We start from the raw sequence: 22,960 nt of genomic DNA on the forward strand, positions 1-22,960 counted from the left end.
ACGTCAGGCCGAGGGCGCTCGGCGACCCGCGGGGCGCAGTCCCCGCACGACCCGGCCGAAGAACGCGTCGATGCGTTCCCCGTTGCGGTGCAGGGACTCGATGAACGTCGTCCAGCGCTGCGCGGTCGGCCGATCGACGCACCGCACCGCGCCCACCGCCACGCCGTCCGCGTCGTAGCGGACCTCGTAGACGGTGTCCGGGCCGAGCACGAAGATCTCCGGCAGCGGGCCGTCGCGTTCCCACTCCGCCAGCGCCGCCGCGTCGACCACGCTGATCGACGCGCCGGACTCGTGCCGGATCAGCAACGAGTTCAACTCCCAGATCAGGTAGGGGCTCAGCGGTTCCTCGACCACCCGGACGCGGCGCACGGAGAACCCGTGCGCTTCGACCCGGTCGAAGTAGTCCACCAGCTTCGGCCGCCGTTCTTCGAGCAGTCGCAGCGACCGATCCCAATCCCCGTCGTCGAACGCTTTCCAACTGGCGCTTTCCGGTTGCCGGAAGACCTGCCTGCGTTCGAACTTCCACGCCCCGGTGTTGCTGCGGTTCCAGAACCGGTCGCGGAAATCGGCGAGGTAGTCGTCGAGCGCCAGCTCGTCCCCGGTGATCGAAATGGGGGATTCGTTGATCGAGGTCGCGTCAGTCATCGGGGATGTCCCCTTTCGCGGACCTGAGCATCGATCCGGGGATGACGACGAGACGTTCGTCGAATCCGACGTTCACCCCGTCCGGCAGCGAGCCCGCGTAGGAGTCGGTGAGGTCGCGGCCGATCACGGCGACGTCGCCGTTGTCCAGTTCCCAGATGTCGGGGCAGGTCGGTTCGTCGTCGGTGTGGCCGAGTTCCAGGGCGGATTTGCCGAGTCGTCTTCGAAAGGCCGCCGAAGCGTCCGCTTCCCAAGGTCGTGGCATGGTCATCCCCTCCGCTGATCGCGTACCGGGCGGGACAAGGCCGCGGGGAGCAGCCTTGTTCGGGGAAGTTTTCCGATATTCACCGATCGTTGGAAACTTCCCGTTGTGCGAGGTGGATCGTTCGGGAAGTTCCAGTGTAAGGACGCGGCGATGGGAAGAGGGGGAAGCATTGCTTCGCATCACTCGAATGGGGCTGATCAATGCCTGATGGGCGGAACAATGGTGCGCGCGTGCGGATTCCTCCGCGAAACGTGCGCGATCCGAGAGCGGTGCATCCGCCGTTCGTGCCCGCTGGCGTCCGCATAAGCCGCTCGGAATACTCATGGTGCATCGAAGATAGCATTCTTCTCGGATGGGTTCGTCTCGCGGAGCGCGATCGTTACGCATCCTCGACCGAACACGCCGAATTCGAATCGCCCGGCACCGTACCGCGCAATCCGGCCGGGTGATCGGAGCATCGAACTCCGCTGATGGGACGAACGGGCCGTTCGCCCGGACTTCGGCGCGCAGCGATGCCGCGGCCGGTCCGGCCCTCCCCGCGGGGGCGGCGGACGCCTCGGGATCGGGGATCGCGTGCCTCGCCGCCCGCCGCGCCGGTAATCTCGCGGCATGCGCACGGTGCCGCCGCTCGTCGGGCGGGACGAGGAACTTCGCCGGCTGGAGCAGCTGACCCGCGCCGCGGCGGAGGGGCGCGGTGGCGCGCTGGTGCTGCGCGGGGAGCCGGGCATCGGCAAGAGCGCGCTGCTCGACCGGGTTCGCCGGGCGGACGGATTCCGGGTCGTCGAGGCCTCCGGGGTCGAGCCCGAAGCGGAGTTGCCGTTCGCCGGGCTGCACCAGCTGTGCCTGCCGCTGCTCGGCCGGGCCGCCGAGGTGCCCGCGGCCCTGCGCGACGCGTTCGGCTCGGCGGGCGCGCCGGACGTGTTCCGGGTCGGGCTGGCGGTGCTGGAGCTGATCGGCGAGGCCGCGCGGGAACGGCCGGTGCTGTGCGCGATCGACGACGCCCACTGGCTGGACCACGCCTCGGCGAAGGTGCTGTCGTTCGTCGCGCGGCGCATCGCCGAAGAACCGGTGGTGATGGTGTTCGCGGCGCGGGACGGGTTCGACGAACTCCCCGGACTGGTGCTCGGCGGCCTGCCCGAGGCGCAGGCGCGCCTGCTGGTGCGCGCCACGCTCGACGAGCAGGTGCGGGACCGCATCCTCGCCGAGGCGCGCGGGAACCCGTTGGCACTGCTGGAGTTGCCGGGGGAGGACGGCGATCCGCCGGTGACCTCGTCCGTGCCGCACCGGATCGAACGCTCCTTCCGCGCCAGGTTCGCGCAGCTGCCCGCGACCGCCCGGGCGCTGCTGGTCGTCGCCGCCGCCGAACCGGCCGGGGATCCGGTGCCGGTGTGGGCCGCGGCTCGCCGGCTCGGCATCGACGGCGCGGCGGCCGCGGCGGCGGAAGCCTCCGGACTGGCCGAGTTCGGCACCCGGGTCCGGTTCTGCCATCCGCTGGCCCGGTCCGCGGTCCTCCGCGCCGCCGACGCGGAGCAGCGCCACGCCGCGCACCGGTCGCTCGCCGCCGTCACCGACCCGGTCGCCGACCCGGACCGCCGCGCCTGGCACCGCGGCCGGTCCGGCACCGGCCCCGACGAGGACGTGGCCGCGGAGCTGGAGTCGGCCGCGGCCCGCGCCGGCGCGCGCGGTGGTGTTGCGGCGGCCGCCACCGTCCTCGAACGCGCTGCGGCGCTGTCGCTGGACCCGGTGCGCCGCACCGACCGCGCGTTCGCGGCCGTGCGGGCGCGGCTCACGGCGGGCGGCGTCGAGGCGGCGGCCGAGCTGCTCGCGACCGCGGACACCGGCGGCCTCGACGAGCGGCGGCGTGCCGAAGCCGACCTGCTGCGCGGCCGGATCGCGTTCGCCGCGGGCGGCGACGATGGCCCGGCGTTCATGCTCCGCGCCGCCCAGCGCATGTCCGAAGTGGACCCGGCGGTGTCCCGGGAGCACCACCTGGACGCGCTGGAGATGGCGCTGGTCGTCGGCCGGGCGTCCGGGGTGCTCGACGCGGTGCTGGCCGCCGCCGCACCCGCACCGGGGCCGCCGGACGTCCTCGACGCGCTGGTGGCGCTGGAGACCCGCGGCCACCGGGCGGCGGGCCCGCTGCTGCGCGGCGCCGTCGCCGACGACGCCGCGATCGCCGCCCGCCCCGCGTTGGCCGCCATGATCGTGGCCGAGCTGTGGGACCTGGACGCGCACGCCGACGTCACCGGCCGGATCGTGCGGGCGGGCCGCGCCTCCGGCTCGCCGATGGTGGTGCGGCTCGGCCTCGCCCAGACCGCGTCCGGTGCCGTGCTCGCCGGTGACTTCGCCACCGCCGCGTCGGCAATCGCCGAGGAAGAGGCCATCGCCGACGCCGCGGGGGAACCGCCGCTGCGCTATCCGCGCCTGCACCTGGCCGCGATGCGCGGGGAACACGCGGAACTGGCGCGGCTGGGCGCCGAGGGGGACGGCGGCGGGCAGCTCGCCGCCAACCTGCACTGGGCCACCGCGCTGCTGCACAACGGCCGCGGCGACTACCGGGCGGCGCTGGCCGCAGCCGAGGAGGCGACGGCGCCCGGCGACCTGTTCCTCGCCGGGATCGCGCTGCCCGAACTGGTCGAGGCCGCCTCCCGCTGCGGTGCGCGGGCCGCCGCCGAAGCCGCCGCCGACTCGCTCGCCGAACGCACCCGGGCCGGTGGCTCGGCGTGGGGCCTCGGCGTGGCCGCCTGCGCCCGCGCGCTGATCAGCGGGGACGAGGACGACTACCGGGAAGCCCTCGACCACCTCGACGGTTCCCCGGCGGCCCCGCACCGGGCGCGGACCCGGCTGCTGTACGGGGAATGGCTGCGCAGGCGGAACCGCGGGCTCGACGCCCGGGAGACCCTGCGCGCCGCGCACCGGGAACTCGCCGACCTCGGGATGACCGCCTTTGCCGACCGCGCCGCCGATGAGCTGCGCGCGGCCGGCGGACGGGTGACCAGCCGCCCCGCGTCCGCCGCCGCGGAACTCACCCTCCAGGAACGGCACATCGCGCGGCAGGTGGCGACGGGTGCGACGTCGAAGGAGGTCGCGGAACGGCTGTTCCTGAGCCCGCGAACGGTCGACGCCCACCTGCGCAACATCTTCCGCAAGCTCGGCGTCACCTCGCGCCGGCAGCTCCGCGACCTCCCCGGCGTCACTCCCTGACCCGCTCGCCGTGCGGGCCGGGGGCGGCGCTGCCGCGGTACTCGCCGAGGCCGGAGACGAGCGCGGCGATGTCCGGCATGCCGTCGTACCGCCGCCGGTGCAGCTCCGCGATCCTCTCGGCGAGCCCGGGGTCCGGGTCGTCGGTGATGTCGAACGAGGCGAACCTGTCCACCAGCGGCAACCCGACGCGGTCGGTGGCGAGGTGTGCCGGGTGCACCAGGTACTCCTGGTAGCCGTCCAGATCGGCCAGCACGAAGACGGCGCCGTAGTCGTAGTCGCCACCGTGGTCCGGGCCGACGACGAAGGACCGCACCGCCGGGATGGCCCGGCCCTGCTCGCGCAGGCTCTCCAGGGCCTCCTCGACGCGTTCCGGGTCCGCGTCGGCCCGGAAGGTGAACCGGTTTCCGTGGTAGATCATCAGGATGTCCTCTCGTTCCGGTGCAGCGCCGTCGCGGTGCACCCGGCCGCGGCCAACGCCGCGCCGGTCCAGGTGAAGGCGCCGGAGATCCCGGCCACCTCGATGAGCGGTTGCGCGGCCAGCGGCGACAGGAACTGACCGAGGAAGATGCCGGTGACCAGTCCGCTGAGCACTCGCCCGCGCCTGGCGGGCGCCGCCAGCTCGGCGAGCCGCAGGTTCAGGTCGGGGACCACGAGCCCGACGCCGACGCCGCCGACGAGCAGCCCGAGCACGACCGGCCCGGCGGAACCGGCGGTGCCGATCACCACCCAGCCCAGCCCGAGCAGGACGACGCTGCCCGCCGTCAGCACGCGCGGGGCGAGCCTGCCGCGCAACACCGGGAAGGCCAGTGCCCCGACCGCGCCGGTCAGCGTGCTGCACGCGACGACGGCACCGGTGACCGCAGGGCCGAGGTGGAAACCGGCCAGCAGGAACGGCAGCTGCGTCGGCGCCATGTAGAACACGAGCGTCGCCACCAGCGCCAGCAGGTAGATCCTGCCGATGCGTCCGCTGTTCCGCGCCCGACCGGCGGCGGGCGGGTCCGCGGTGCGCGGAGTCCCCCTGATCGTCCGCAGCGCGAACGGCAGCACCAGGGCACCGGCGGCGTAGAGCCAGAACGGCAGCCGCCAGTGCACCGCCGCCAGCACCCCGGCAAGCGGCAGGAAGACGACACCGCCGAGGCTCGCGGCCGCCTGCTGCATCCCGAGGAACGCGGCGCGGCGCCGCCCGTCGAACCAGTCGGTGATCAACGCGCTGATCGCGGTCATGAGCCCGCCGACGGCGACCCCGAGCAGGACCCGCGTCACCAGCAGCGGCCCCAGGCCGGTCGCGAAGTAGCCCGCCGTGCCCGCCACCGCGTACAGCGCCAGCGCGCCGACCAGCAGCGGACGGCGGCCGAGCCGGTCGGCGACCGCACCGGAGATCGGCGCGCTGATCGCGATCGCCAGCGACGTGATCGTCAACGCCAGCCGTACCAGCACGTCGGCGCCCGCGAACTCGCCGGTCATCGCGGGCAGGCTCGGCGCGATCAGCGCCGCCGACATGATCGTCAACCCGGCGGCGCCCAGCACCGTCGCCCGCGCCGCCCGCGTCGGCGTTCCCTGAAGCGTCGTTCCACTCACGACGTCGACCCTGGCATCGGGTCCGGGCGGAACGCGTCGGCGAAAATCACCTAGGTCGAACGCCGCGGACGGCTAGGTGGTTCGCGCGATCAGGGGCCGTGCTGGTTCGCGTGCGGTTGGCTCGGCTCGGTCCAGAGGATCAGCACGACGAAGAAGAGGCAGGTGGGCAGGAGCAGGCACCAGAGACCGCTGCGGCCCGTGTCGTGCAGCCGCCGGATGCCGGCGGCGATGAACGGGATCAACCCCGCGTACGCGATGACGGCGTAGGCGAGGATCCCCTGCCAGAGCAGGTCCGGTGCCGCGCCCAGGAGGATCAGGGGCGTGCCGGTCATGGCCCCGTAGAAGAGGGCGAACAGCCAGAACTCGCTGCGCGCGGCGCGTCCCCTCGCCTGGAAGGACTTCCGGAAGGCGCCGCGGACGGCCGCCGCGAAGGTGACCCGCGGCTGCGGGGGTCGCGGTGCGGGCTCGGCGTCGCCCGGATCAGCTGCCATCACCCGACGAAGTGTTCAGCCGGAAACCTGCCCCCCGAGGCGAAATCGAAGATCCGCACCCGAACGGAGGCACGCGGAGGCGGTTCACCCGGCCCGGCTCGCTCACGCCTCCCAGCCGACGCCCGGCCGGACCGCACCGGCCGGGCGCTCGGAATCTCAGCGGGCTGGGCCTCACCCGAGTTCGGTGAGGACCTTGTCGACGATGGTGGTGCGGGCGAGGCCGTAGCGTTCGTGGAGGGTGGGGAGGGCTCCCGCGTCGAGGAATTCGTCGGGGAGGGCGATGGGGACGACGCGCTGCTGCACGCCGCCCTTGGCCAGTTCCGCGGCGAGGGTCTCGAAGAGGCCGCCGACGACGGTGTGGTTCTCCAGGGTGACCACGAGCCTGCCGCCGCCGAGCTCGGCGAGCACGGTCTCCGAGTCGAACGGCTTGATGGTGGGGCTGTGCACGACCGACACGTCCACGCCGTGCTCGGCGAGGTCCTGCGCGGCCTGCAACGCGCGCATCGTCATCAGCCCGCTGGAGACGAACACGACGTCGTTGCCGCCGCGCAGCACCGATGCCTTGCCGAGCCGGAACTCGTAGTCGTACTCGTCGAGCACCGTCGGTACCTTCCCGCGCAGCAGCCGCAGGTAGGTGGGCCCGTCCGAGGCCGCGAGCTGCGGCACCGCCTGCTCGATGTCCACCGAGTCGCACGGGTCGACGATGGTCAGGTTCGGCATGCCCCGGAAGATCGCGACGTCCTCGGTCGCCTGGTGGCTCGGGCCGTACCCCGTGGTGAGCCCGGGCAGGCCGCCGATGATGTTGACGTTCAGGTTCGGTTCGGCGATGTCCAGGCACAGGAAGTCGTACGCCCGCCGCGCCGCGAACACGCTGTAGGTGGAGGCGAACGGCACCAGGCCGACCTCCGCCATGCCGGCCGCGGCGCCGAACAGCAGCTGCTCGGCCATGCCCATCTGGAAGAACCGGTCCGGGTGGGCTTCGGCGAACACGTGCATGTCGGTGTACTTGCCGAGGTCGGCGGTGAGGCCGACGATCCGCTGGTCCTGCTCGGCGAGCGCGGCGAGCGCGTGCCCGAACGGGGCGGGCGCGGTCCGCTGCCCGGGGTCGGCGAACGAGGCGATCATCGCCGAGGTGGTGAGGCGCTTCGTGGTGGGGGTGCTCATGCGCTCGCTCCTTCGAAACCGGCGGTGAGCTGGTCGCGGCACAGCTGCCACTCGTGCTCGTCGATCCGCATGAAGTGGGCCTTCTCGCGGGATTCCAGCAGTGGGACGCCCCGGCCGATCTTCGTGTCGCAGAGGATCACCGAGGGAGCGCCCTCCGGCCCGGCCTGCTCGGTGGCCGCGTCGAACGCCGCCAGGAGTGCTTCGACGTCGTTGCCGTCGACGCGCTGGGTGAACCAGCCGCAGGCCGCCCACTTCTCCTCGGCCGGTTCGATGCTGAGCACCGATTCGGTCTTCCCGTCGGCCTGCAGCGCGTTCATGTCGACGATCGCGGTCAGGTTCCCCAGCCGGTGGTGCTTCGCACCCATCGCGGCCTCCCAGGTGGAGCCCTCGTCGAGCTCCCCGTCGGAGAGGAAGTTGAACACCCGCGGGGATTCGCCGCGCAGCCGCAGCCCCAGCGCCATGCCCACCGCTACCGTCAGGCCATGGCCGAGCGACCCACCGGAGATCTCCATGCCCGGGGTGTAGGAGGCCATGCCGGACATCGGCAGCCGCGACCCGTCCGAGCCGTAGGTCTCCAGCTCCGCCACCGGAACGACCCCGGCCTCCGCCAGCGCCGCGTACAGCGCGATCGCGTAGTGGCCGGTGGACAGCAGGAACCGGTCCCGCTGCGCCCAGTGCGGGTCGGCCGGGCGCAGCCGCAGCTGGTCCACGTAGGACACCGCGAGCACGTCGGCGACGCCCAGCGCCTGCCCCACGTAGCCCTGGCCCTGCACTTCGCCCATGTTCAGCATGTGGTGGCGCATCCGGTGCGCGGCGTGGCGCACCCGATCCGCGCGCGCGGCGAGACCTTCCGCGCGCGACTCGCTCGGTGCGGTCATGCGGTCCTCACTTCCTTTCCGGGGGCCGGATCGGTGTCCGGCAGCTTCGCGGGAGCGGTTTCCGCGGTGAACGCGGCCGCGGCGGTGGAGACGACACCCAGCAGCACGAACAGCAGCGCCGCGCCGAGCCAACCGGCGACGCCGTACAGCGCGGTCGCCAGGAACGGCAGCAGGCCCGCGACCATCGAGGCGCCGTTGTAGCCCAGCGAGATCCCGGACGAGCGCACGTCCCGCGGGAACTGCTCGGAGAACCAGGACGACTCCACCGCGAAGATCGGGTCGTGGCTCAGCAGCAGCCCCAGCGACACCGCCACCACCACGGCGATGCCCGCGCCCGTGTTCACCAGCAGGAACATCGGGATGCCGAAGGCGATGGTGAACACCGATCCGAGCAGGAACACGGGTTTGCGCCCGATCCGGTCCGAGAGCGCGCCGAACAGCAGGTGGCTGAGCAGGCCCAGCGCCGAACCGACGATGGTGCCGACCAGCACGTGCTGCTTGTCCGCCAGCCCGGCCAGCACCACGTACGAGAGCATGAAGCTGGTGGTGATGTAGTAGCCGCCGGTCTCCGCGAGCCGCAGCGCCACGATCTTGAGGATCACCCGCCAGTCGCGGCGCAGCACCTCCAGCGCCGGGGTCGCGTGGATCTCGCCGCCGTCCTTCATGGCGGTGAAGTCGGGGGACTCGGAGATCTTCATCCGGATGAACATGCCCGCGCCGACCATCACGATCGACACCAGGAACGGCACCCGCCACACCCAGTCGCCGTCGAACAGGGCCTCCGAGGCGAGGAACGCGCCGTTCGCCAGCAGCAGGCCCGCCGGGATGCCGATCTGCGGCACCGCGCCGAAGAACCCGCGCCTGCGTTCGGGCGCGTGCTCCACGGACATGAGCACCGCGCCACCCCACTCGGCGCCGAACCCGATGCCCTGCACGATCCGCAGCAGGATCAGCAGCACCGGTGCCAGCGCTCCGACCTCGGCGAACGTCGGCAGCACGCCGATCAGCACCGTGCCCAGACCCATGATCGCCAGCGACCACATGAGCACCGTCTTGCGGCCCAGCCGGTCCCCGTAGTGCCCGGCGAGGTAGCCGCCCAGCGGGCGGAAGAAGAAGCCGACGGCGAGCGTGGCGAACGAGGCCAGCACGCCGATGAGTTCGTTGCCGGTGTGGAAGAACACCGACCCGAAGTAGGCCGCCGACGCGGTCCCGTAGATGAAGAAGTCGTAGCTCTCGACCGCGGTTCCGATCATCGACGCGACCGACACCTTCGCCGGGTTGTCGCGCGGTGGTCCGGTGGTGGGCGCAGCGGACATGGTCTGCTCCTTTGCAGCGACCGCAGGGGACGCAGGGATTTCCGCGTGGTGCGGGGAAGAACGGGTCAGGGCGCGGGGTAGGTCTCGATCACCCGCGAGTCGTCGCGCGCACCCAGTCCGGCGTCGGCGGCGCGCTCGTAGCGCTCCCGGGCCAGGTCGAGCAGCGGCGTGTCCGCCCCGGCCTGGCGGGCGGCGTCGGCGACGAGGTTGCTGTCCTTGACGAAGATGCCGATGGTGCTGGTCACCTCCACGTCGGTGCCCCGCAGCATCCGCGGACCGCGGTCGGAGAGCATCCACGACCCGGCCGCGCCGGACTCGACCAGGGACAGCACCTGCTCGCGGTCCAGGCCGAGTTCTCCGGCCAGCGACAGGGCTTCGGCGGCGGCGACGATGTGCACCGAGCACAGGTGCTGGTTCACGACCTTGATCGCCTGGCCGTCGCCGATGCGCTCGCCGACCTCGCGGACCGCGCCGAAGCGCTCCAGCACCGGGCGGGCGGCGGCGCCGGTCGCCGGGTTCCCGGCCGCGAACAGCGTCAGCTCACCCGTGCGCGCCCGCGCCACGCCGCCGGTCACCGGCACGTCGAGCACCAGCACGCCGGCCGCGGCGAGCCGGGATCCCTGCTCCCGCACCGAATCCGGGCCGACGGTGCTCATCACGATCCAGCGCTGCCCGTCGAGGTCGTTGCGGCGCAACGCTTCGTCGACGAGGGCGGCCAGCTGGTCCGGGGTCGCGACCATCACGACGACGAACTCGGCGCGCGGTGCCGCCGCGATCGACGTGACCGCCGGAATCCCCCGCTCCGCGGCCCATTCCCGCGCGGACGGGCCCGGGTCGACGGCGGTCGTCGCGCGGCCGGCGGCGACCAGCCTGCTCGCCATGTGCCGGCCGATGGCCCCGATACCGACGAACACGACATCGGGTTCACTCATCTGACAAACCTCCTGCTCGGGCCCGGGAGCGGGCAGCGCGCACCGGCACCCGGACCTCGGGTGCGGTGCTGGGTGGGCGTGCCGGGTGATCGGCTCCGGCCCAGGGGTGGCTGGTGCGGTCAGCTCTCGCCGGTCAGCGAGGACCAGACCTCGAAGTGGTGGCGCATCGCGGCCCGCGCCGCTTCGCCGTCGCGGTTCTCGACGGCGTCGACGATTCCGTAGTGGACGGTGTCGATGACCCGTTCTTCGCCCGGCGCCAGGGGAGCGCGTGCGACGGCGACCCGGCGGCGGTCCACCACCTCGTCGCGCAGCACGTGGCTCAGCCCGTCGTGCAGCAAGGTGAAGATGGGGTTGTCGACGATGGTGAACAGGCGGCGGTGGAAGTCCAGGTCCGCCTCCAGCGCGCGGTCGTCCTCGCCCGCCGCGCTCGCGCGCACCATCTCGTCGACCAGGTCGCGCAGCACCTCGACGTCGTCGGCGGTCGCCAGCCGCGCCGCCGCCTCGGACATGCTGATCTCCAGCATCTCGCGGGCGGAGCGGAACTGGCCGCCGCCGAGCTGGCCGAGTTCGTTCGACAGGTCGAAGTACAGCTGGATGAAACCGGCGTCCGGGACGCCGAGGTAGGAGCCGCGGCCCTGGGTGCGGGTCAGGAAACCCAGCATCTCCAGCATCGACAGCTGCTCGCGCAGCGCGCCCCGGCTGATGTCCAGCGACGAGACCAGCTCCCGCTCGGTCGGCAGCCGGAGCAGGTCCGTGCCCGGTTCGGGAGTGGCCTGCTCGGCCAGGCTGCGCACCAGGAACGAGAGATCGACACCCACTGGACACCTCCTTTGGTAGGACCAATGCCGGGTACGTTAAGCGCGGCCGGGAGATCTGTCAACGATTTGGTCCGACCTTTCCGCGGCGGCCGACGCGCTTCCCGGTCGCGGCGGCCGAGTCCCGCCGCCCAGGCCTGCCGCGGCCGGCCGATGTCCCGTTCGTCCGGATGCCGCGTTCCGGTGCGCCGTTCACCTGCGGCGGAAGCTGAAATCGGTGAGCTGGCGCACAGTCCGTTGCGCGTGCCGTGGCGGCATGGTTTCTCCTGCCACCGGGGAGATCGAGAACCGGCGTCCGCGCGGGCGTCGGCGGAGGAGGGGCGATGTACGACGCGATCATCATCGGAGCAGGGTCCGCGGGGGCGGCGGTGGCCGCGAGGCTCGCCGAGGACGACGGACGGCGCGTGCTGCTCCTCGAAGCGGGCCCCGACTACCGCTCCGCCGACACGCCACCCGAGATCCGCGGCGTCGAACCCGGCAAGATCAAGCTGGTGGAGCAGCTGGCGGCCACCCACACGTTCCCCGAGCTGCGCGCGTCCCGGTCCGCCGCGCACGGGCCCGCGCGCTACGTGCGGGGCCGGGGCGTCGGTGGCAGCTCCGCGGTCAACGGGCTGTTCGCGATCCGGCCGACCGTCGAGGACCTCGACGGCTGGGCCGCGCAGGGGTGCGCCGGCTGGGGATACCAGGACGTGCTGCCGCTGCTGAACCGGCTGGAGGACGACCACGACTTCGCCGACCGGCCCTACCACGGCTCCGGCGGCCCCATCCCGGTGCGCCGGCCGCGGCGGGAGGACTTCGCCACCGTCGAAGCCGCCCTGGACCGGATCGCGGAGCGGCGCGGCCACCCGTGGGCGCCGGACCACAACGCACCCGGCTCGACCGGGGTGTCGCCGTACGCGTTCAACGCGATCGGCGACCGGCGCGTGTCCACCAACGACGGCTACCTCGAACCGAACCGGGACCGGGCCGAGCTGCACGTCATCGGCGGCGCGCTCGTCGACCGCATCCGGTTCGCCGGGAACCGCGCCATCGGGGTGCGGGCGATCATCGGTGGTGAGCCGGTGGAGTACCGCGCCGCCGAGACCGTGCTCGCCGCCGGTGCCGTGCACACCCCGGCGATGCTGCAGCGCTCCGGCATCGGGCCCGCCGCGGAGCTGCGCGAGCTCGGCATCCGGCCGGTCGCCGACCTGCCGGTGGGAGACGGGTTGCAGGACCACCCGGCGATCCTGCTGGCGCTCGCGCTGCACGAACCACCGGACTACGGCGGCCTGCCCGAACGCGGGCAGCTGTGCCTGCGGTTCACCACCGGCGTCGGCGACGAGATCAACGACGGGATGCTCGCGGCGCCCGGCGCGCTCGGCATCGGCGTCCCCGTCGCGGGCGTCCTCGGCTGGAACAACCGGGTGCACTCGACCGGGCGGGTCCGCATCGCCGGCACCGACCCGGCCGCGGACCCGGACGTGGCGTTCGATCTGCTCTCCGATGAGCGGGACCTGCGGCGGCTGCGCGTGGTGGTGGACGAGCTGCGTGCCTTCGCGGCGCACCCGGAACTGCGGAAGATCAGCGCGGCGATGGGGCTCGGTGCGGGCATGGTCGATCCCGCGACCGACATGGACGACCGGGAGTTCGCCGATTTCGCGCTGGCCAACGTCTCCGACACCGCGCACGCCGCGGGCACCTGCCGGATGGGCGACCCGGACCGGCCGGACACCGTCGTCGACCCGCACGGGCGGGTGCTCGGCGTCGACGGCCTGCGGGTCGCCGATGCGAGCGTGTTCCCGTGGCTGCCGCGCGCCAACCCGCACCTGACCGCCGTCCTCGTCGGCGAGAAGATCGCCGAATCCTTGCGGACCGAAGGCGGCGCCGCATGAGCTCGGCGGTGAGCGGCGGTCGCCGGTCGATCGCGGCCCTCAGGCGGGGACGGTCACTCCGGTGAGGCGTTCGGCCTCAGCCCACAGGCGTGCCGCGAGGGCCGCGTCCCGCCCCGATCGTGGAAGTGCGACCTGCTTGGCCGGGCCGACCAAGCCCCATCGCGGGCCGTAGTAGCCGCCTGCGGTGGCGGCGCGACTCGTCGCCGCGAACAACAGGGGTTCCGCGCCCTGTGCAGGGCCCTGCGAGGGCACGATCTTGTACAGGATCGATTCCAGCAGGCCGGGCCTGCCGCCGTTGAGGGTGGGCCCGGAGGTCGTCAGGTTGGTGCGGGTGTAGCCGGGGTGCGCGCCGGTCGACAGCAAGGACCAACCGCGCCTGGCTGCGAGCTCGGCCAGGTGCACCATCAGCAGCATGTCGGCCAGCTTGGACTGCGCGTAGGCGCGGGTCGGGCTGTAAGCGCGGGTGGACTGCAGATCGGCGAAGTCGATGCGCGCCCGGTTGGCGGTGCCGCTGCTCATCGTGACCACCCGTGGTGCGGGGGCTGCGAGCAGCGCGGGCAGCAGCCGGTTGGTGAGGGCGAACGGCCCGAGGAAGTTGCTGCCCAGCTGAAGTTCGAAGCCATCGGCGGTCACGGTGCGCTGGGGCACGTTCATCACTCCGGCGTTGTTGAGCAGCAGGTCCAGCGGCCTTCCTGCTGCCACGAGGCTTTCCGCGAAGTCCTGCACCGAGGACAGGTCCGCCAGGTCGAGGCGGCGGACCTGCACGCGGGCGCCGGGGTGTGCGGCGCGGATCTCGGTCTTCGCCTGTTCGCCTTTGGCCGGGGTGCGCACCGCGAGGATGACCTCTGCTCCGGCACCTGCGAGGCGCGCGGCGGCCTCCTCGCCCGTGCCGCTGTTGGCGCCGGTCACCACGGCGAGCTTCCCCTGCTGGTCAGGAACTTGGTACATCCCGAACTCCTTCGCGCGCCGCTGGCCTTTCGTCGACCTCAGCATAAAGGACCGGTGGTCTCTTATCAACGTACCGGCGGTATGTAACATGTGCGCGTGAGCTTCCAGCGCGCCCGCACCGATGAACAGCGAACCCAGCGGCGGCGGCAGATCCTCGACACCGCGGCCGCGATGCTCGCGGAGATGCCGGTCGCCAGGCTGAGCCTGAACGAGCTGAGCCGCCGGGTCGGCCTGGCCAAGGCGAACGTGCTGCGGTACTTCGAATCGCGCGAGGCGGTCCTGCTCGATCTGCTCGACGTGGAGATCGCGGACTGGATCGCCGAACTGGAGCAGGTGCCGCACCGCGACCAGGGCACGCCGCGAGAGCGCGGGGACCACCTGGCCGACCTCTGGGCCACCTCGATGGCGAAGCGCCCGGTGCTGTGCGACCTGTTCAGCGCGCAGGGTGCGGTGCTGGAGCAGAACATCTCCACCGACGTCGGCATCCGGCACAAGCGCAGGGCCCAGCAGTCGCTCCGCGCACTGGTCGGGCTCGTCCGGCGGCACCTCCCCGAATTGACCGACGCCGATGCCGGGGCGCTGGCCGAGACCGCTCTGCTGACGGCCATGACCGCATGGCAGTGCAGCCGCCCGTCCCCGGAGATGGTGGCCGTCTACGACTCGGACCCCTCGCTGGCCGCGATGCGCCTGGACTTCACCGACCTGGTCCGCCGCACCACGGCGGTGACCGCTTCCGGCCTCCTCGCGCGCCGGTAGGGGCATCCCGGCGGCCGCTCGACGACCTCACGTTCGTGCCCGCTTTCGCGCTGGTCCGCCGCATGGACGTGCTCGCGTGGAACCGGCTGTCGCCATTCCCCGCTCAGAGGCAGATCAGCCGCGGAGGACGTTCGGGGTCAGCTCGGCGGGGGAGGCGTGGCCGGTGAGGCCCAGGGTGAGGTCCAGCTCGGCGACGACGTCGGCGACCGCGTCCGGGTCCCCCGCCGCCCCCGCCAGCCCCAGCCCGTGCACGTAGGGGCGGCCGACGCAGACCGCGTCCGCGCCCAGCGCGAGCGCCTTGACCACGTCGCCGCCGGAGCGGATCCCGCTGTCGAACAGCACGGTCAGCTCCGCGCCGACGACCGGAGCGATCTCCGCCAGCGCGTCCAGCGCGGCCACCGATCCGTCGACCTGGCGCCCGCCGTGGTTCGACACGACGACGCCGTCCACCCCGGCGTCCACCGCCCGGCGGGCGTCGTCCGGGTGCAGCACGCCCTTGAGCACGATCGGCAGCTTCGTGCGCTCCCGCAGCGAGGCCAGGTCGGCCCAGGTCAACGACGGCCGCGAGTAGGTGTCCAGGAAGGTGCGCACCGCCTCCCGCGGCTCCGGGGAGCGCAGGTTCCGCAGCAGCGGACCGGGGAACCGGCGGCTCATCGACAGCAGCGCCCGCACCGCGGCGAACGTGATCCGCACGTCCTCGCCGCCGGAGCCGCGCGCCACCCGTTCCCGCACCATCTCCCGGAAGCGCGGATCCGAGGTGTACTGCGCGATGCCCTCGCCGCGCGCGAACGGCAACGAACCCAGGTCCAGGTCCCGCGGGCGCCAGCCCAGCATGGTCGTGTCGAGCGTGACCACCACGGCCTCCGCGCCGCTGCGCTCGGCGCGGGCGAGCAGGCTGTCCACGAGTTCCTCGTCGGTGCTCCAGTACAGCTGGAACCAGCGCGGCGCGTCGCCCATCGTGGCCGCGCAGTCCTCCATCGGCACGCAGGCCTGGTTGGAGAACACGTACGGCAACCCGAGCTCGGCGGCGGCCCGCGCCACGGCCAGGTCCGCTTCGGGGTGGACGAGTTCGACGGCGCCCACGGGCGCGAACAGCACCGGGGCCGGGATGCGGCGGCCGAACAGCTCGACGCCCAGGTCCCGCCGGGACACGTCGCGCAGCGTCCGCGGCACGATCGACCGGCGGTCGAACGCCGCTCGGTTGGCCCGCATCGTCGCCTCTGCGCCCGCACCGCCCGCCACGTACGCCCAGGCGCGCGGCGAGCAGGCGCGTCGCGCGCGCCGCTCCAGCTCCCGGTGGTCGGTGGGCACCCGCGGCCTGCGGCCCGACACGCCCGCACCGTAGATCGCGGACTGGCGGTCGCGGCCGAACCCGGCCTGCGCGGTCTCTTCGGACACGGTGGTTCCTCCCCGAGGTCGCCGGTGGGCCCGATCATCGCCGTCCGGCCGGGCCCGGGTCCACAGCGGATCAGTCGAGCTGCTCCCGGTAGCCGGAGTTGATGATCTCGGTGAGGCGTTCCAGCTGGGCGGCCAGGTGCAGCCGCTCCTCGGGGGTGAACGCGGCGTAGCCGCGGGCCTGCTCGCGGCGGCGCTGCTCGCGCAGGCGGTGCAAGGCCGTGGTGCCGCGCTCGGTCAGGCTGATCAGCACGCGGCGCTCGTCCTCGGGGCTGCGCCGCCGCGCCACCAGCCGCTTGCCCTCCAGCTGGTTCAGCATCCGGGTCGCGGTGGGCAGGGTGACGCCCGCCGCCGCGGCCAGGTCGCTCACCGGGAGTTCGGCGCCGGTCGCCAGCGGCAGCACCAGGGCCAGCTGGGCCAGCGACAGCCCTTCGACGCCCGCCGCGTGCGCGGCCCTGGCCCGGCGCATCGCGAGGAACAGCGCGTCGGCGGCCTGCGCCAGCTCGTCGACCCCGGGATCGTTGAGGCCCGGTTCGTCGGGGCCGGGTTCGTCGGGGCTGGAGTCCGGTTCCTGGGCGGGTCCGCTCATGGGTGCTAGCGTAGCCGTTGGTTAGCAAGCTAAGTAATAGGAGGCGGTCATGTCCACGGCACAACGCATCGACGTCCACCACCACGTCGTGCCGCCCGTCTACCGGGAAGCCCTGCAGCGCGTCGGCTCCGACGCGGCGGGCGGCAGGCACCTGCCGGACTGGAGCCCGCAGGCCTCGCTGGACCTGATGGACCGCAACGGGATCAGCACCGCGATCCTGTCCGTCACCACCCCCGGCGTCGAACCGTGGCCCGGGCAGGAAGGGCGCGACCTGGCGCGCGCCCTCAACGAGCACTGCGCCGAGCTCGTCCGCGACCACCCCGGCCGGTTCGGGTTCTGGGCGACGCTCACGCTGCCCGACGTGGACGGGGCGCTGGCCGAAGCCGAGCACGCGCTCGACGAACTGGGCGCCGACGGGGTCGTGCTGCTGGCCAACAGCGGCGGCACCTACCTCGGGGACGAGGCGTTCGAACCGCTGCTGGCCGAACTCGGCAGGCGCGGCGCCGTCGTGTTCGTGCACCCCTCGGCGCTGCCGGCCGATCCGGTGCCCGGAATCCCGCCGTTCGCCGCGGACTTCCTGCTCGACACCACCCGCGCCGCGGCGAAGCTCGCCGCGAGCGGCACGCTGCACCGCCACCCCGATCTGAAGGTCATCCTGTCGCACGCGGGCGGCTTCCTGCCCTACGCGGTGGAGCGCATCGCGGCCTGCCTGGAGATGGCCGGGGGCGAGCGGAGCACCGCGGACCTGATCGCCGACCTGCGCCGCTGCTACTTCGACACCGCGCTGTCCGCCTCGCCGTACGCGCTGCCCGGGCTGACCGCGTTCGCCGACCCCGAGCGCATCCTGTTCGGCAGCGATTTCCCCTACGCGCCCGCCGACATCGCCACGGTCATGACCGAACGACTCGACGCGTCACCGGTGATCGACCACGCCGCCGTGGACCGCGGGAACGCCGCCCGCCTGCTCCCGCAGCACGCCTGACCCCCGCGGGGGAGCGGCCCGTTCGACCGGTCACAGTGGGCGGACGGGCCGCTCACCTGGTCGGAGCGGGCGGGAATCGAGGAGGACGCATGGATCTCGGGTTGAGCGGGCGAGTCGCGGTGGTGCCGGGCGCGACCTCCGGGCTGGGCGCGGCCGTCGTGCGCGGGCTCGCGGGCGAGGGCGCGCACGTCGCGTTCGGCGGGCGGCGGGCCGAGCTCGCCGCGGAACTGGCGGCGGAGCTCCCGTCGGCGGTCGGCGTCGGCGTGGACCTGCTCGACCCGGACGGGCCGCGCAGCCTCGTCGACGCCGCCACCGGGGCGTTCGGGCCGGTCGACGTGCTGGTGCTCAACGGCGGCGGTCCCGCCCCCGGCACCGCCGCCGAGATGACCGCCGAGGACGCCGAGCAGGCCGTGCACCGGTTGCTCACCCCGCACGTCCGGCTGGTCGAGCAGGTCCTGCCGGGTATGCGGGAGCGCGGCTGGGGCCGGATCGTCGCCATCGGCTCCAGCGGCGTGCAGCAGCCCATCAACGGGCTCGCCGCCTCCAACGTGGGCCGTGCCGCCCTCGCCGGATACCTGAAGACGCTGGCGACCGAGGTCGCCGCCGACGGCGTCACCGTCAACCTGGTGCTGCCCGGCCGGATCGAGACCGAGCGGCTGACCTCGATCAACGAGGCGATGGCCGCGCACCGCGGGGTCGCCCCGGACGCGGTCCGCGACGCCTCCCGCGCCGACATCCCGGCAGGCCGGTTCGGCACGCCCGAGGAGTACGCGGCCGCCGTGGTGTTCCTCGCGAGCGCCCCGGCCTCCTACATCACCGGTGCGCAGCTGCGCTGCGACGGCGGCCTGATCCGCGCCCACTAGTCGCGCGGGCGTGGTGGCGCAGCGCGCCGAGCGGGTCCGCGTAGAGCACGTCCAGCGACACCGCGGCCGCCGCCTGCTGCTGGATGCCGTCCCCGGCGGCGGTGAGCCGCAGGTCGCGCGGCACCGCGGAGTGCTCCGCCACCGCGCCCGCCACGTCGCGCAGCGCCGCCCGGTGCTCGGTGAACGCCTGGCCGCCGAGCACGATCCGATCGGGGTTGACCACGTCCGCGATGTGCCCGAGGGCGCGACCCAGCACCCGGGCGCGTTCCCGCAGCAGGGACGTCGCGAGCGGGTCCCTGCCCGCGGCCAGCTCGGCGAGAGCGGCGGTGCTGCGCACCTCCAGCCCGTGCGCGCCTGCCGCCGCGACCAGCGCCGTGTCGCTCACCGCGTCGGAGAGCCTGCCGGTGCCGCGCGGGTCCAGCAGCTCGGTCGGACCGGACGGCAGGTGGCCGAGCCCGCCGGGGCCGGTGCTGGGGTTGTGCACGGCTCCGCCGATGGTCAGCGCCACCCCGATCATCTCGCGGGCGTAGCAGTACAGCGTGCTGCCGTGCGGGTCGTCAGCCGGGCCGAACGACAGCTCGGCCGCGGCCATCGATTCCACGTGCGGCGCCACCGAGACCGGCAGGCCCAGCTGCTCGCCGATCAGCTCGCCGACCGGGGCGGCCCGCCAGCCCAGCAGCGGGTGGTCGACGCGGCCCAGGTCGTCGACCCGGCCGCCGAGGGCGACCCCGGCCCACAGCGGGGTCCGGCCGGGCCAGCGTGCGAGGAACCGGTGCACCCGCGAGCCGATCGCGCGCAGCACCTCGCCGGCGTCCCCGCCGCCGGTGTGCGCCCGGATCCCGCCGAGCACCCGCCCGTGCAGGTCGTGCGCGGTGATCGTGGTGGTGCGGAATCCGATGTGGACTCCCGCGGTGAGGTGCGGTTCGCGGCGCAGCTCGAACGGCAGGCGCGGCCGCCCGACCGCTCCGGCCGGGGCGAGGTCGGTGCGCTCCCGCAGCAACCCGGCTTCGATCAGCGCGGCGACGTGCCGGTTCACCGTGGGCGCGCTGAGCCCGGTGCGGGTGGCGGCGACGTCGCGGAACACCGGCCCCTCGCGCCGCGCGACCCGCAGCACCGCGGCCGCGGGCGCGTCCACGATCCGCAGCCCGGGGGCGATGACGGTCGGACCGGTGTCGCGGGCAGGGGGGAGCGCGTGCAGTGCTGCGGGCATGGGGTCCTCGGGAACGGGAGGACGGCACCCGGGCGAACGGCCCGGTGGCGCCGTGCGGTCGGCGGATTCGTCAGCGGAGCGGGGACGAACCGCGACACAGCACCCGCACCAGCGGCAGGCGGCAGGCGAGCGCGACGGTCACGTAGGTGACCTCAGGCGGAGCGGTCGGGTTGCCGGGCACGGGCGAAAACTACCGCACCGGCACGACTCCGTTCCGCCAGGTGAGAACCGCGGCAGGGGCGAACGGCCCATCCGCCCAGCGTGGCGGGGCCGGTGGGCCGTTCACCTGGTGGGATCAGAAGTAGCCGTTGACGGGGAGCGGGGTGGCGTTGACGGTGACGTCGCCGACCACGGCCGCCTTGTAGGCGGTCGGGTTGTGCAGCGTGAGGGTGCGGATGTTGCGCCAGTGCCGGTCCAGGTTCCGCGAGCGGCTCGCCGCCGACGCGCCGCCGACCTCGAACAGGTCGGTCGCCGCGCGCAGCGCGATGGCGTCCACGTGCACCTTCACCTTGGACGCGGCCAGCGAGGCCGCCGCGAACAGCGCCGGGTCGGGCGAGCCGAGCCGTTCGCTGCGGTAGGCGGCGTCGATCTCGTCGGCGGCGGCGAGCACCGCGGCCTCGGCGACGTAGGCGGCGCTGCTGATCCGGCCGACCTCGGCGTGCAGGATCGGGTCGTCGGCGGGCGAGGCGGTCGGCGCGTGCTGGAACGAGCGGGAACGGCCGCGGATCAGCGCGGCGGCGTCGGTGGCCACGCTGCGCAGGACGCCCGCGATGATCGCCTGCAGGTACAGCTGCAGCTGCGCCACATCGCTCGTCGGCCGCGGCGAACCGTCGGTGACCCGCACGTCGATCACCTCGTGCTCCTCGATGCGCACGTCGTCGAAGACGGTGGTGCCGGTGCCGGTGCGGGTCTGCCCGATGCCGTCCCAGTCGTCCAGGACGGTCACCCCCTCGCGGCCCACCGGGACCAGCACGGCCGCGACCGAGTTCTCGTCGAGCTGCGCGGACACCCCTATGTGGTCGGCGAACAGGGTGCCGGTGGAGTAGAACTTCTCGCCGTTGAGCCGGAATCCGTCCCCGGTGCGGGTGAGCCCGGTGGCGAAGGAGAACGCCCCGGCCGCCTGCCCGCCGCGTTCGCTGTTGGCGTTGCCGAACAGCTTCCCGGCGCGGACCTCGTCGAGCCAGTGCTGCCTGCGCGGGCCGGGAGGCAGCGCGCGCAGCAGCTCGTTGACCTGCCAGAAGTGCGCTCGCAGCGCGTGCGCCACGTTCGGATCGGCCTCGGCCAGGTCGATCACCACCGACAGCAGCTGCCGCACCGAGGCACCGGGGCCGCCTTCGGACGCGGGCAGGGTGATCGCGCCGAGGCGCGCCCGGCGGATCCAGTCGATCTGCTCGTGCGCGTTGCGGTCCTTGGCCGCGCGCTCCTCGGCCCCGGCGGCGATCTCGGCGATCAGCGCGGCGAGTTCGGGGGAACCCGGCAGCACCGGGTCCGCGGGCGCGGCGATCGTGGTTTCGGCGGTCACTTCGGCTCCTCACCGTTCGAAGGGTCTGCCGCGCTGCGGCGGGGAATGCGGTGCGTGCGGGCGGTCAGGAGAACGCGCCCCGGTAGGCGGCGGCCGGGTGGTGCTCGTCGAGCAGGTCGGCACCGGTGATCTTGCGGCGGGTGGTGCCGGGTGCGTACTCCCATTGCGCCAGCCCGCGGTCCCGCAGCACCGGCGTGACGTGCTCGATGAACTCCAGGTAGCTGCCGGGGATCGTGTAGTTCATGACGTTGATGCCGTCGACCCCGGCGGCCCGCCACTCGTCGAGCCGGTCGGCGATCTGCTCGGGGGTGCCGACGACGCGGCTGTTCCGGGTGCGCAGCCGCGCGAGGTCGCGCACCGTCGGCTCCCGGTCCGGTACGGCCTCCCGCAACCACAGCAGGTGGCTGCGGGACCCCTCCGACTCGATGTCGCCGATCGGGGTGTCCAGGTCGTAGTGCCCGAGGTCCACGCCGATGCCGCCGGCCGCGTGCGCGATGATCGCGTCGTCGTCGATGTACTCGTCCAGCTCGTCGGCGCGCAGTCGCGCCTCGGCCTCGGTGCTGCCGATGACGAACGACAGGCCCTGGAAGAACCGCAGGTCACCCGCCCGGCGGCCGGCCTCGGCCACGAGCCGCCGGGTGTCGTCCACCAGCGCCTTCGCATCCGCCGGGCTGGGCGACTGGATGAACTGGGCCTCCGCGTTGCGGGCCGCGAACCGGCGGCCGGTGGGGGAGGAGCCCGCCTGGAACAGCAGCGGGGTGCGCTGCGGCGACGGCGCCACCAGGTGCGGTCCTTCGACGCGGTACCGGGCACCCTCGTGGTGGATCTTGTGAATCCGGCTGAAGTCGCCGTGCACCCCGGACGCCCTGTCCTGCGGCAGCGCCCCGTCGTCCCAGGAGCCCTCCCACAGCTTGTACACCACGTCCACGTACTCGTCGGCCCACGCGTACCGCTCCTCGTGCGGGGTGATGTCGGCGTAGCCGAAGTTGCGCCACGCGTTCGGCGACAGGCTGGTGACGATGTTCCAGGCGATCCGGCCGCGCGAGGCGTGGTCCAGCGTGGAGATCTTGCGCGCGAAGTTGAACGGGTGCTCCTGCAGCACCGAACTGGTGATCGCGATCCCCAGCTCCGAGGTGGCGTGCGCGATCGCCGAGGCGATCACCGACGGGTCGTTGCTGGGGATCTGCAACCCGGACTCCACGTACTTCTCCCACGACGAGCGGTGGTCGCCGTACAGGCCCACCACGTCGGCGAAGAAGATGAAGTCGAACTTCCCGCGCTCCAGCTCCCGCGCGAGCGACACCCACAGGTCCAGGGCGTTGAAGTCGGTCTGCCGCGCCTCGGGCAACCGCCACGCGCCGTGGGTGATGTGCGAAGTCGTGTTCATGACGAACGCGGAGAACTGCAAGGGGCGGGGCATCGGATTCCCTCCTCGGCGCGGGGGGGGGCCCCCCCCCCCCCCCCCCGGCCCCGCCGCCCCCCCCCCCCCGGGGCGGCGGGGGCACAAGACTCCGCCCCCGAGGGGCCCCCGCCCCCCCC

21 protein-coding genes are annotated in these 22,960 nt (G+C 73.4%); 5 read left to right on the forward strand and 16 right to left on the reverse strand.

Annotated elements, in window-relative coordinates:
• Positions 1-3 precede the first annotated feature (3 nt).
• Both LCD31_RS01665 and LCD31_RS01670 read right to left on the reverse strand, forming a co-directional pair.
• The gene (locus LCD31_RS01665; RefSeq protein WP_224955608.1) at positions 4-645 is read right to left on the reverse strand and encodes a DUF6879 family protein; all 642 of its coding nucleotides are present in this window, start codon (positions 643-645) and stop codon (positions 4-6) included.
• Entirely contained in the window at positions 638-907 is a 270-nt protein-coding gene (locus tag LCD31_RS01670) for a hypothetical protein (RefSeq protein ID WP_224955609.1), read from the reverse strand. The genes LCD31_RS01665 and LCD31_RS01670 overlap by 8 nt, the downstream gene beginning before the upstream one ends.
• A gap of 609 nt (positions 908-1,516) precedes the next feature.
• Here LCD31_RS01670 and LCD31_RS01675 point away from each other — a divergent pair.
• Positions 1,517-4,111, forward strand: a complete 2,595-nt coding sequence (locus LCD31_RS01675) for an AAA family ATPase (protein ID WP_224955610.1) — start codon at positions 1,517-1,519, stop codon at positions 4,109-4,111.
• On the opposite strand, the gene LCD31_RS01680 is transcribed toward LCD31_RS01675, so the two are convergent.
• The 8 genes from LCD31_RS01680 to LCD31_RS01715 form a co-directional block, all read right to left on the reverse strand.
• Positions 4,101-4,529 (reverse strand): Dabb family protein, encoded by a 429-nt coding sequence (locus LCD31_RS01680; protein WP_224955611.1) that lies wholly within the window; start codon positions 4,527-4,529, stop codon positions 4,101-4,103. The two genes, LCD31_RS01675 and LCD31_RS01680, sit on opposite strands and share 11 nt — an antisense overlap.
• Positions 4,529-5,689, reverse strand: a complete 1,161-nt coding sequence (locus tag LCD31_RS01685) for an MFS transporter (RefSeq protein WP_224955612.1) — start codon at positions 5,687-5,689, stop codon at positions 4,529-4,531. The genes LCD31_RS01680 and LCD31_RS01685 overlap by 1 nt, the downstream gene beginning before the upstream one ends.
• A gap of 89 nt (positions 5,690-5,778) precedes the next feature.
• The gene (locus tag LCD31_RS01690) at positions 5,779-6,180 is read right to left on the reverse strand and encodes a DUF805 domain-containing protein (RefSeq protein ID WP_224955613.1); all 402 of its coding nucleotides are present in this window, start codon (positions 6,178-6,180) and stop codon (positions 5,779-5,781) included.
• A gap of 171 nt (positions 6,181-6,351) precedes the next feature.
• On the reverse strand, positions 6,352-7,344 hold the full coding sequence (locus tag LCD31_RS01695) for a transketolase family protein (RefSeq protein ID WP_224955614.1): 993 nt from the start codon (positions 7,342-7,344) through the stop codon (positions 6,352-6,354).
• Positions 7,341-8,222 (reverse strand): transketolase, encoded by an 882-nt coding sequence (locus LCD31_RS01700; RefSeq protein ID WP_224955615.1) that lies wholly within the window; start codon positions 8,220-8,222, stop codon positions 7,341-7,343. Before LCD31_RS01700 ends, LCD31_RS01695 begins: the two co-directional genes overlap by 4 nt.
• Positions 8,219-9,538 (reverse strand): MFS transporter, encoded by a 1,320-nt coding sequence (locus LCD31_RS01705; RefSeq protein ID WP_224955616.1) that lies wholly within the window; start codon positions 9,536-9,538, stop codon positions 8,219-8,221. Before LCD31_RS01705 ends, LCD31_RS01700 begins: the two co-directional genes overlap by 4 nt.
• 65 nt (positions 9,539-9,603) lie before the next feature.
• Complete coding sequence (locus tag LCD31_RS01710; RefSeq protein WP_224955617.1) at positions 9,604-10,470, reverse strand: NAD(P)-dependent oxidoreductase; 867 nt, start codon at positions 10,468-10,470, stop codon at positions 9,604-9,606.
• A gap of 119 nt (positions 10,471-10,589) precedes the next feature.
• The gene (locus tag LCD31_RS01715) at positions 10,590-11,288 is read right to left on the reverse strand and encodes a FadR/GntR family transcriptional regulator (protein ID WP_224955618.1); all 699 of its coding nucleotides are present in this window, start codon (positions 11,286-11,288) and stop codon (positions 10,590-10,592) included.
• 320 nt (positions 11,289-11,608) lie between these two features.
• Here LCD31_RS01715 and LCD31_RS01720 point away from each other — a divergent pair, with 320 nt between their 5' ends.
• On the forward strand, positions 11,609-13,156 hold the full coding sequence (locus LCD31_RS01720; protein ID WP_224955619.1) for a GMC family oxidoreductase: 1,548 nt from the start codon (positions 11,609-11,611) through the stop codon (positions 13,154-13,156).
• Between the two features lie 39 nt (positions 13,157-13,195).
• On the opposite strand, the gene LCD31_RS01725 is transcribed toward LCD31_RS01720, so the two are convergent.
• Positions 13,196-14,104, reverse strand: coding sequence for an SDR family oxidoreductase (locus LCD31_RS01725; protein ID WP_224966964.1), 909 nt, complete (start codon positions 14,102-14,104; stop codon positions 13,196-13,198).
• Between the two features lie 96 nt (positions 14,105-14,200).
• Between LCD31_RS01725 and LCD31_RS29445 the strand changes: the two genes are divergently transcribed.
• On the forward strand, positions 14,201-14,860 hold the full coding sequence (locus LCD31_RS29445; RefSeq protein WP_224955621.1) for a TetR/AcrR family transcriptional regulator: 660 nt from the start codon (positions 14,201-14,203) through the stop codon (positions 14,858-14,860).
• Positions 14,861-14,974: 114 nt separating this feature from the next.
• Here LCD31_RS29445 and LCD31_RS01735 read toward each other — a convergent pair whose 3' ends face one another.
• Together LCD31_RS01735 and LCD31_RS01740 are read right to left on the reverse strand one after the other, a co-directional pair.
• Positions 14,975-16,258 carry an alpha-hydroxy-acid oxidizing protein gene (locus LCD31_RS01735; protein WP_224955622.1) on the reverse strand — a complete coding sequence of 428 codons (1,284 nt, stop codon included), beginning with the start codon at positions 16,256-16,258 and terminating at the stop codon, positions 14,975-14,977.
• Between the two features lie 70 nt (positions 16,259-16,328).
• Entirely contained in the window at positions 16,329-16,844 is a 516-nt protein-coding gene (locus LCD31_RS01740; protein ID WP_304612896.1) for a MarR family winged helix-turn-helix transcriptional regulator, read from the reverse strand.
• A gap of 49 nt (positions 16,845-16,893) precedes the next feature.
• On the opposite strand from LCD31_RS01740, the gene LCD31_RS01745 reads away from it, so the two are divergent.
• A complete protein-coding gene (locus tag LCD31_RS01745; protein ID WP_224955623.1) occupies positions 16,894-17,826 on the forward strand; it encodes an amidohydrolase family protein in 933 nt (310 codons plus the stop codon).
• Positions 17,827-17,915: 89 nt separating this feature from the next.
• Entirely contained in the window at positions 17,916-18,689 is a 774-nt protein-coding gene (locus LCD31_RS01750; RefSeq protein WP_224955624.1) for an SDR family oxidoreductase, read from the forward strand.
• Here LCD31_RS01750 and LCD31_RS01755 read toward each other — a convergent pair.
• The 3 genes from LCD31_RS01755 to LCD31_RS01765 all read right to left on the reverse strand — a co-directional run bounded on the left by LCD31_RS01755 (position 18,640) and on the right by LCD31_RS01765 (position 22,841).
• Positions 18,640-19,899, reverse strand: coding sequence for an ROK family transcriptional regulator (locus LCD31_RS01755; RefSeq protein ID WP_224955625.1), 1,260 nt, complete (start codon positions 19,897-19,899; stop codon positions 18,640-18,642). The genes LCD31_RS01750 and LCD31_RS01755 overlap by 50 nt on opposite strands.
• Before the next feature lie 295 nt (positions 19,900-20,194).
• Positions 20,195-21,421, reverse strand: a complete 1,227-nt coding sequence (locus LCD31_RS01760; RefSeq protein WP_224955626.1) for an acyl-CoA dehydrogenase family protein — start codon at positions 21,419-21,421, stop codon at positions 20,195-20,197.
• 64 nt (positions 21,422-21,485) lie between these two features.
• Positions 21,486-22,841 (reverse strand): LLM class flavin-dependent oxidoreductase, encoded by a 1,356-nt coding sequence (locus LCD31_RS01765; protein ID WP_224955627.1) that lies wholly within the window; start codon positions 22,839-22,841, stop codon positions 21,486-21,488.
• Positions 22,842-22,960 lie beyond the last annotated feature (119 nt).

Source organism: Saccharopolyspora sp. 6M (genome assembly GCF_020176775.1).
Classification (GTDB): Bacteria; Actinomycetota; Actinomycetes; order Mycobacteriales; family Pseudonocardiaceae; genus Saccharopolyspora_C; species Saccharopolyspora_C gregorii.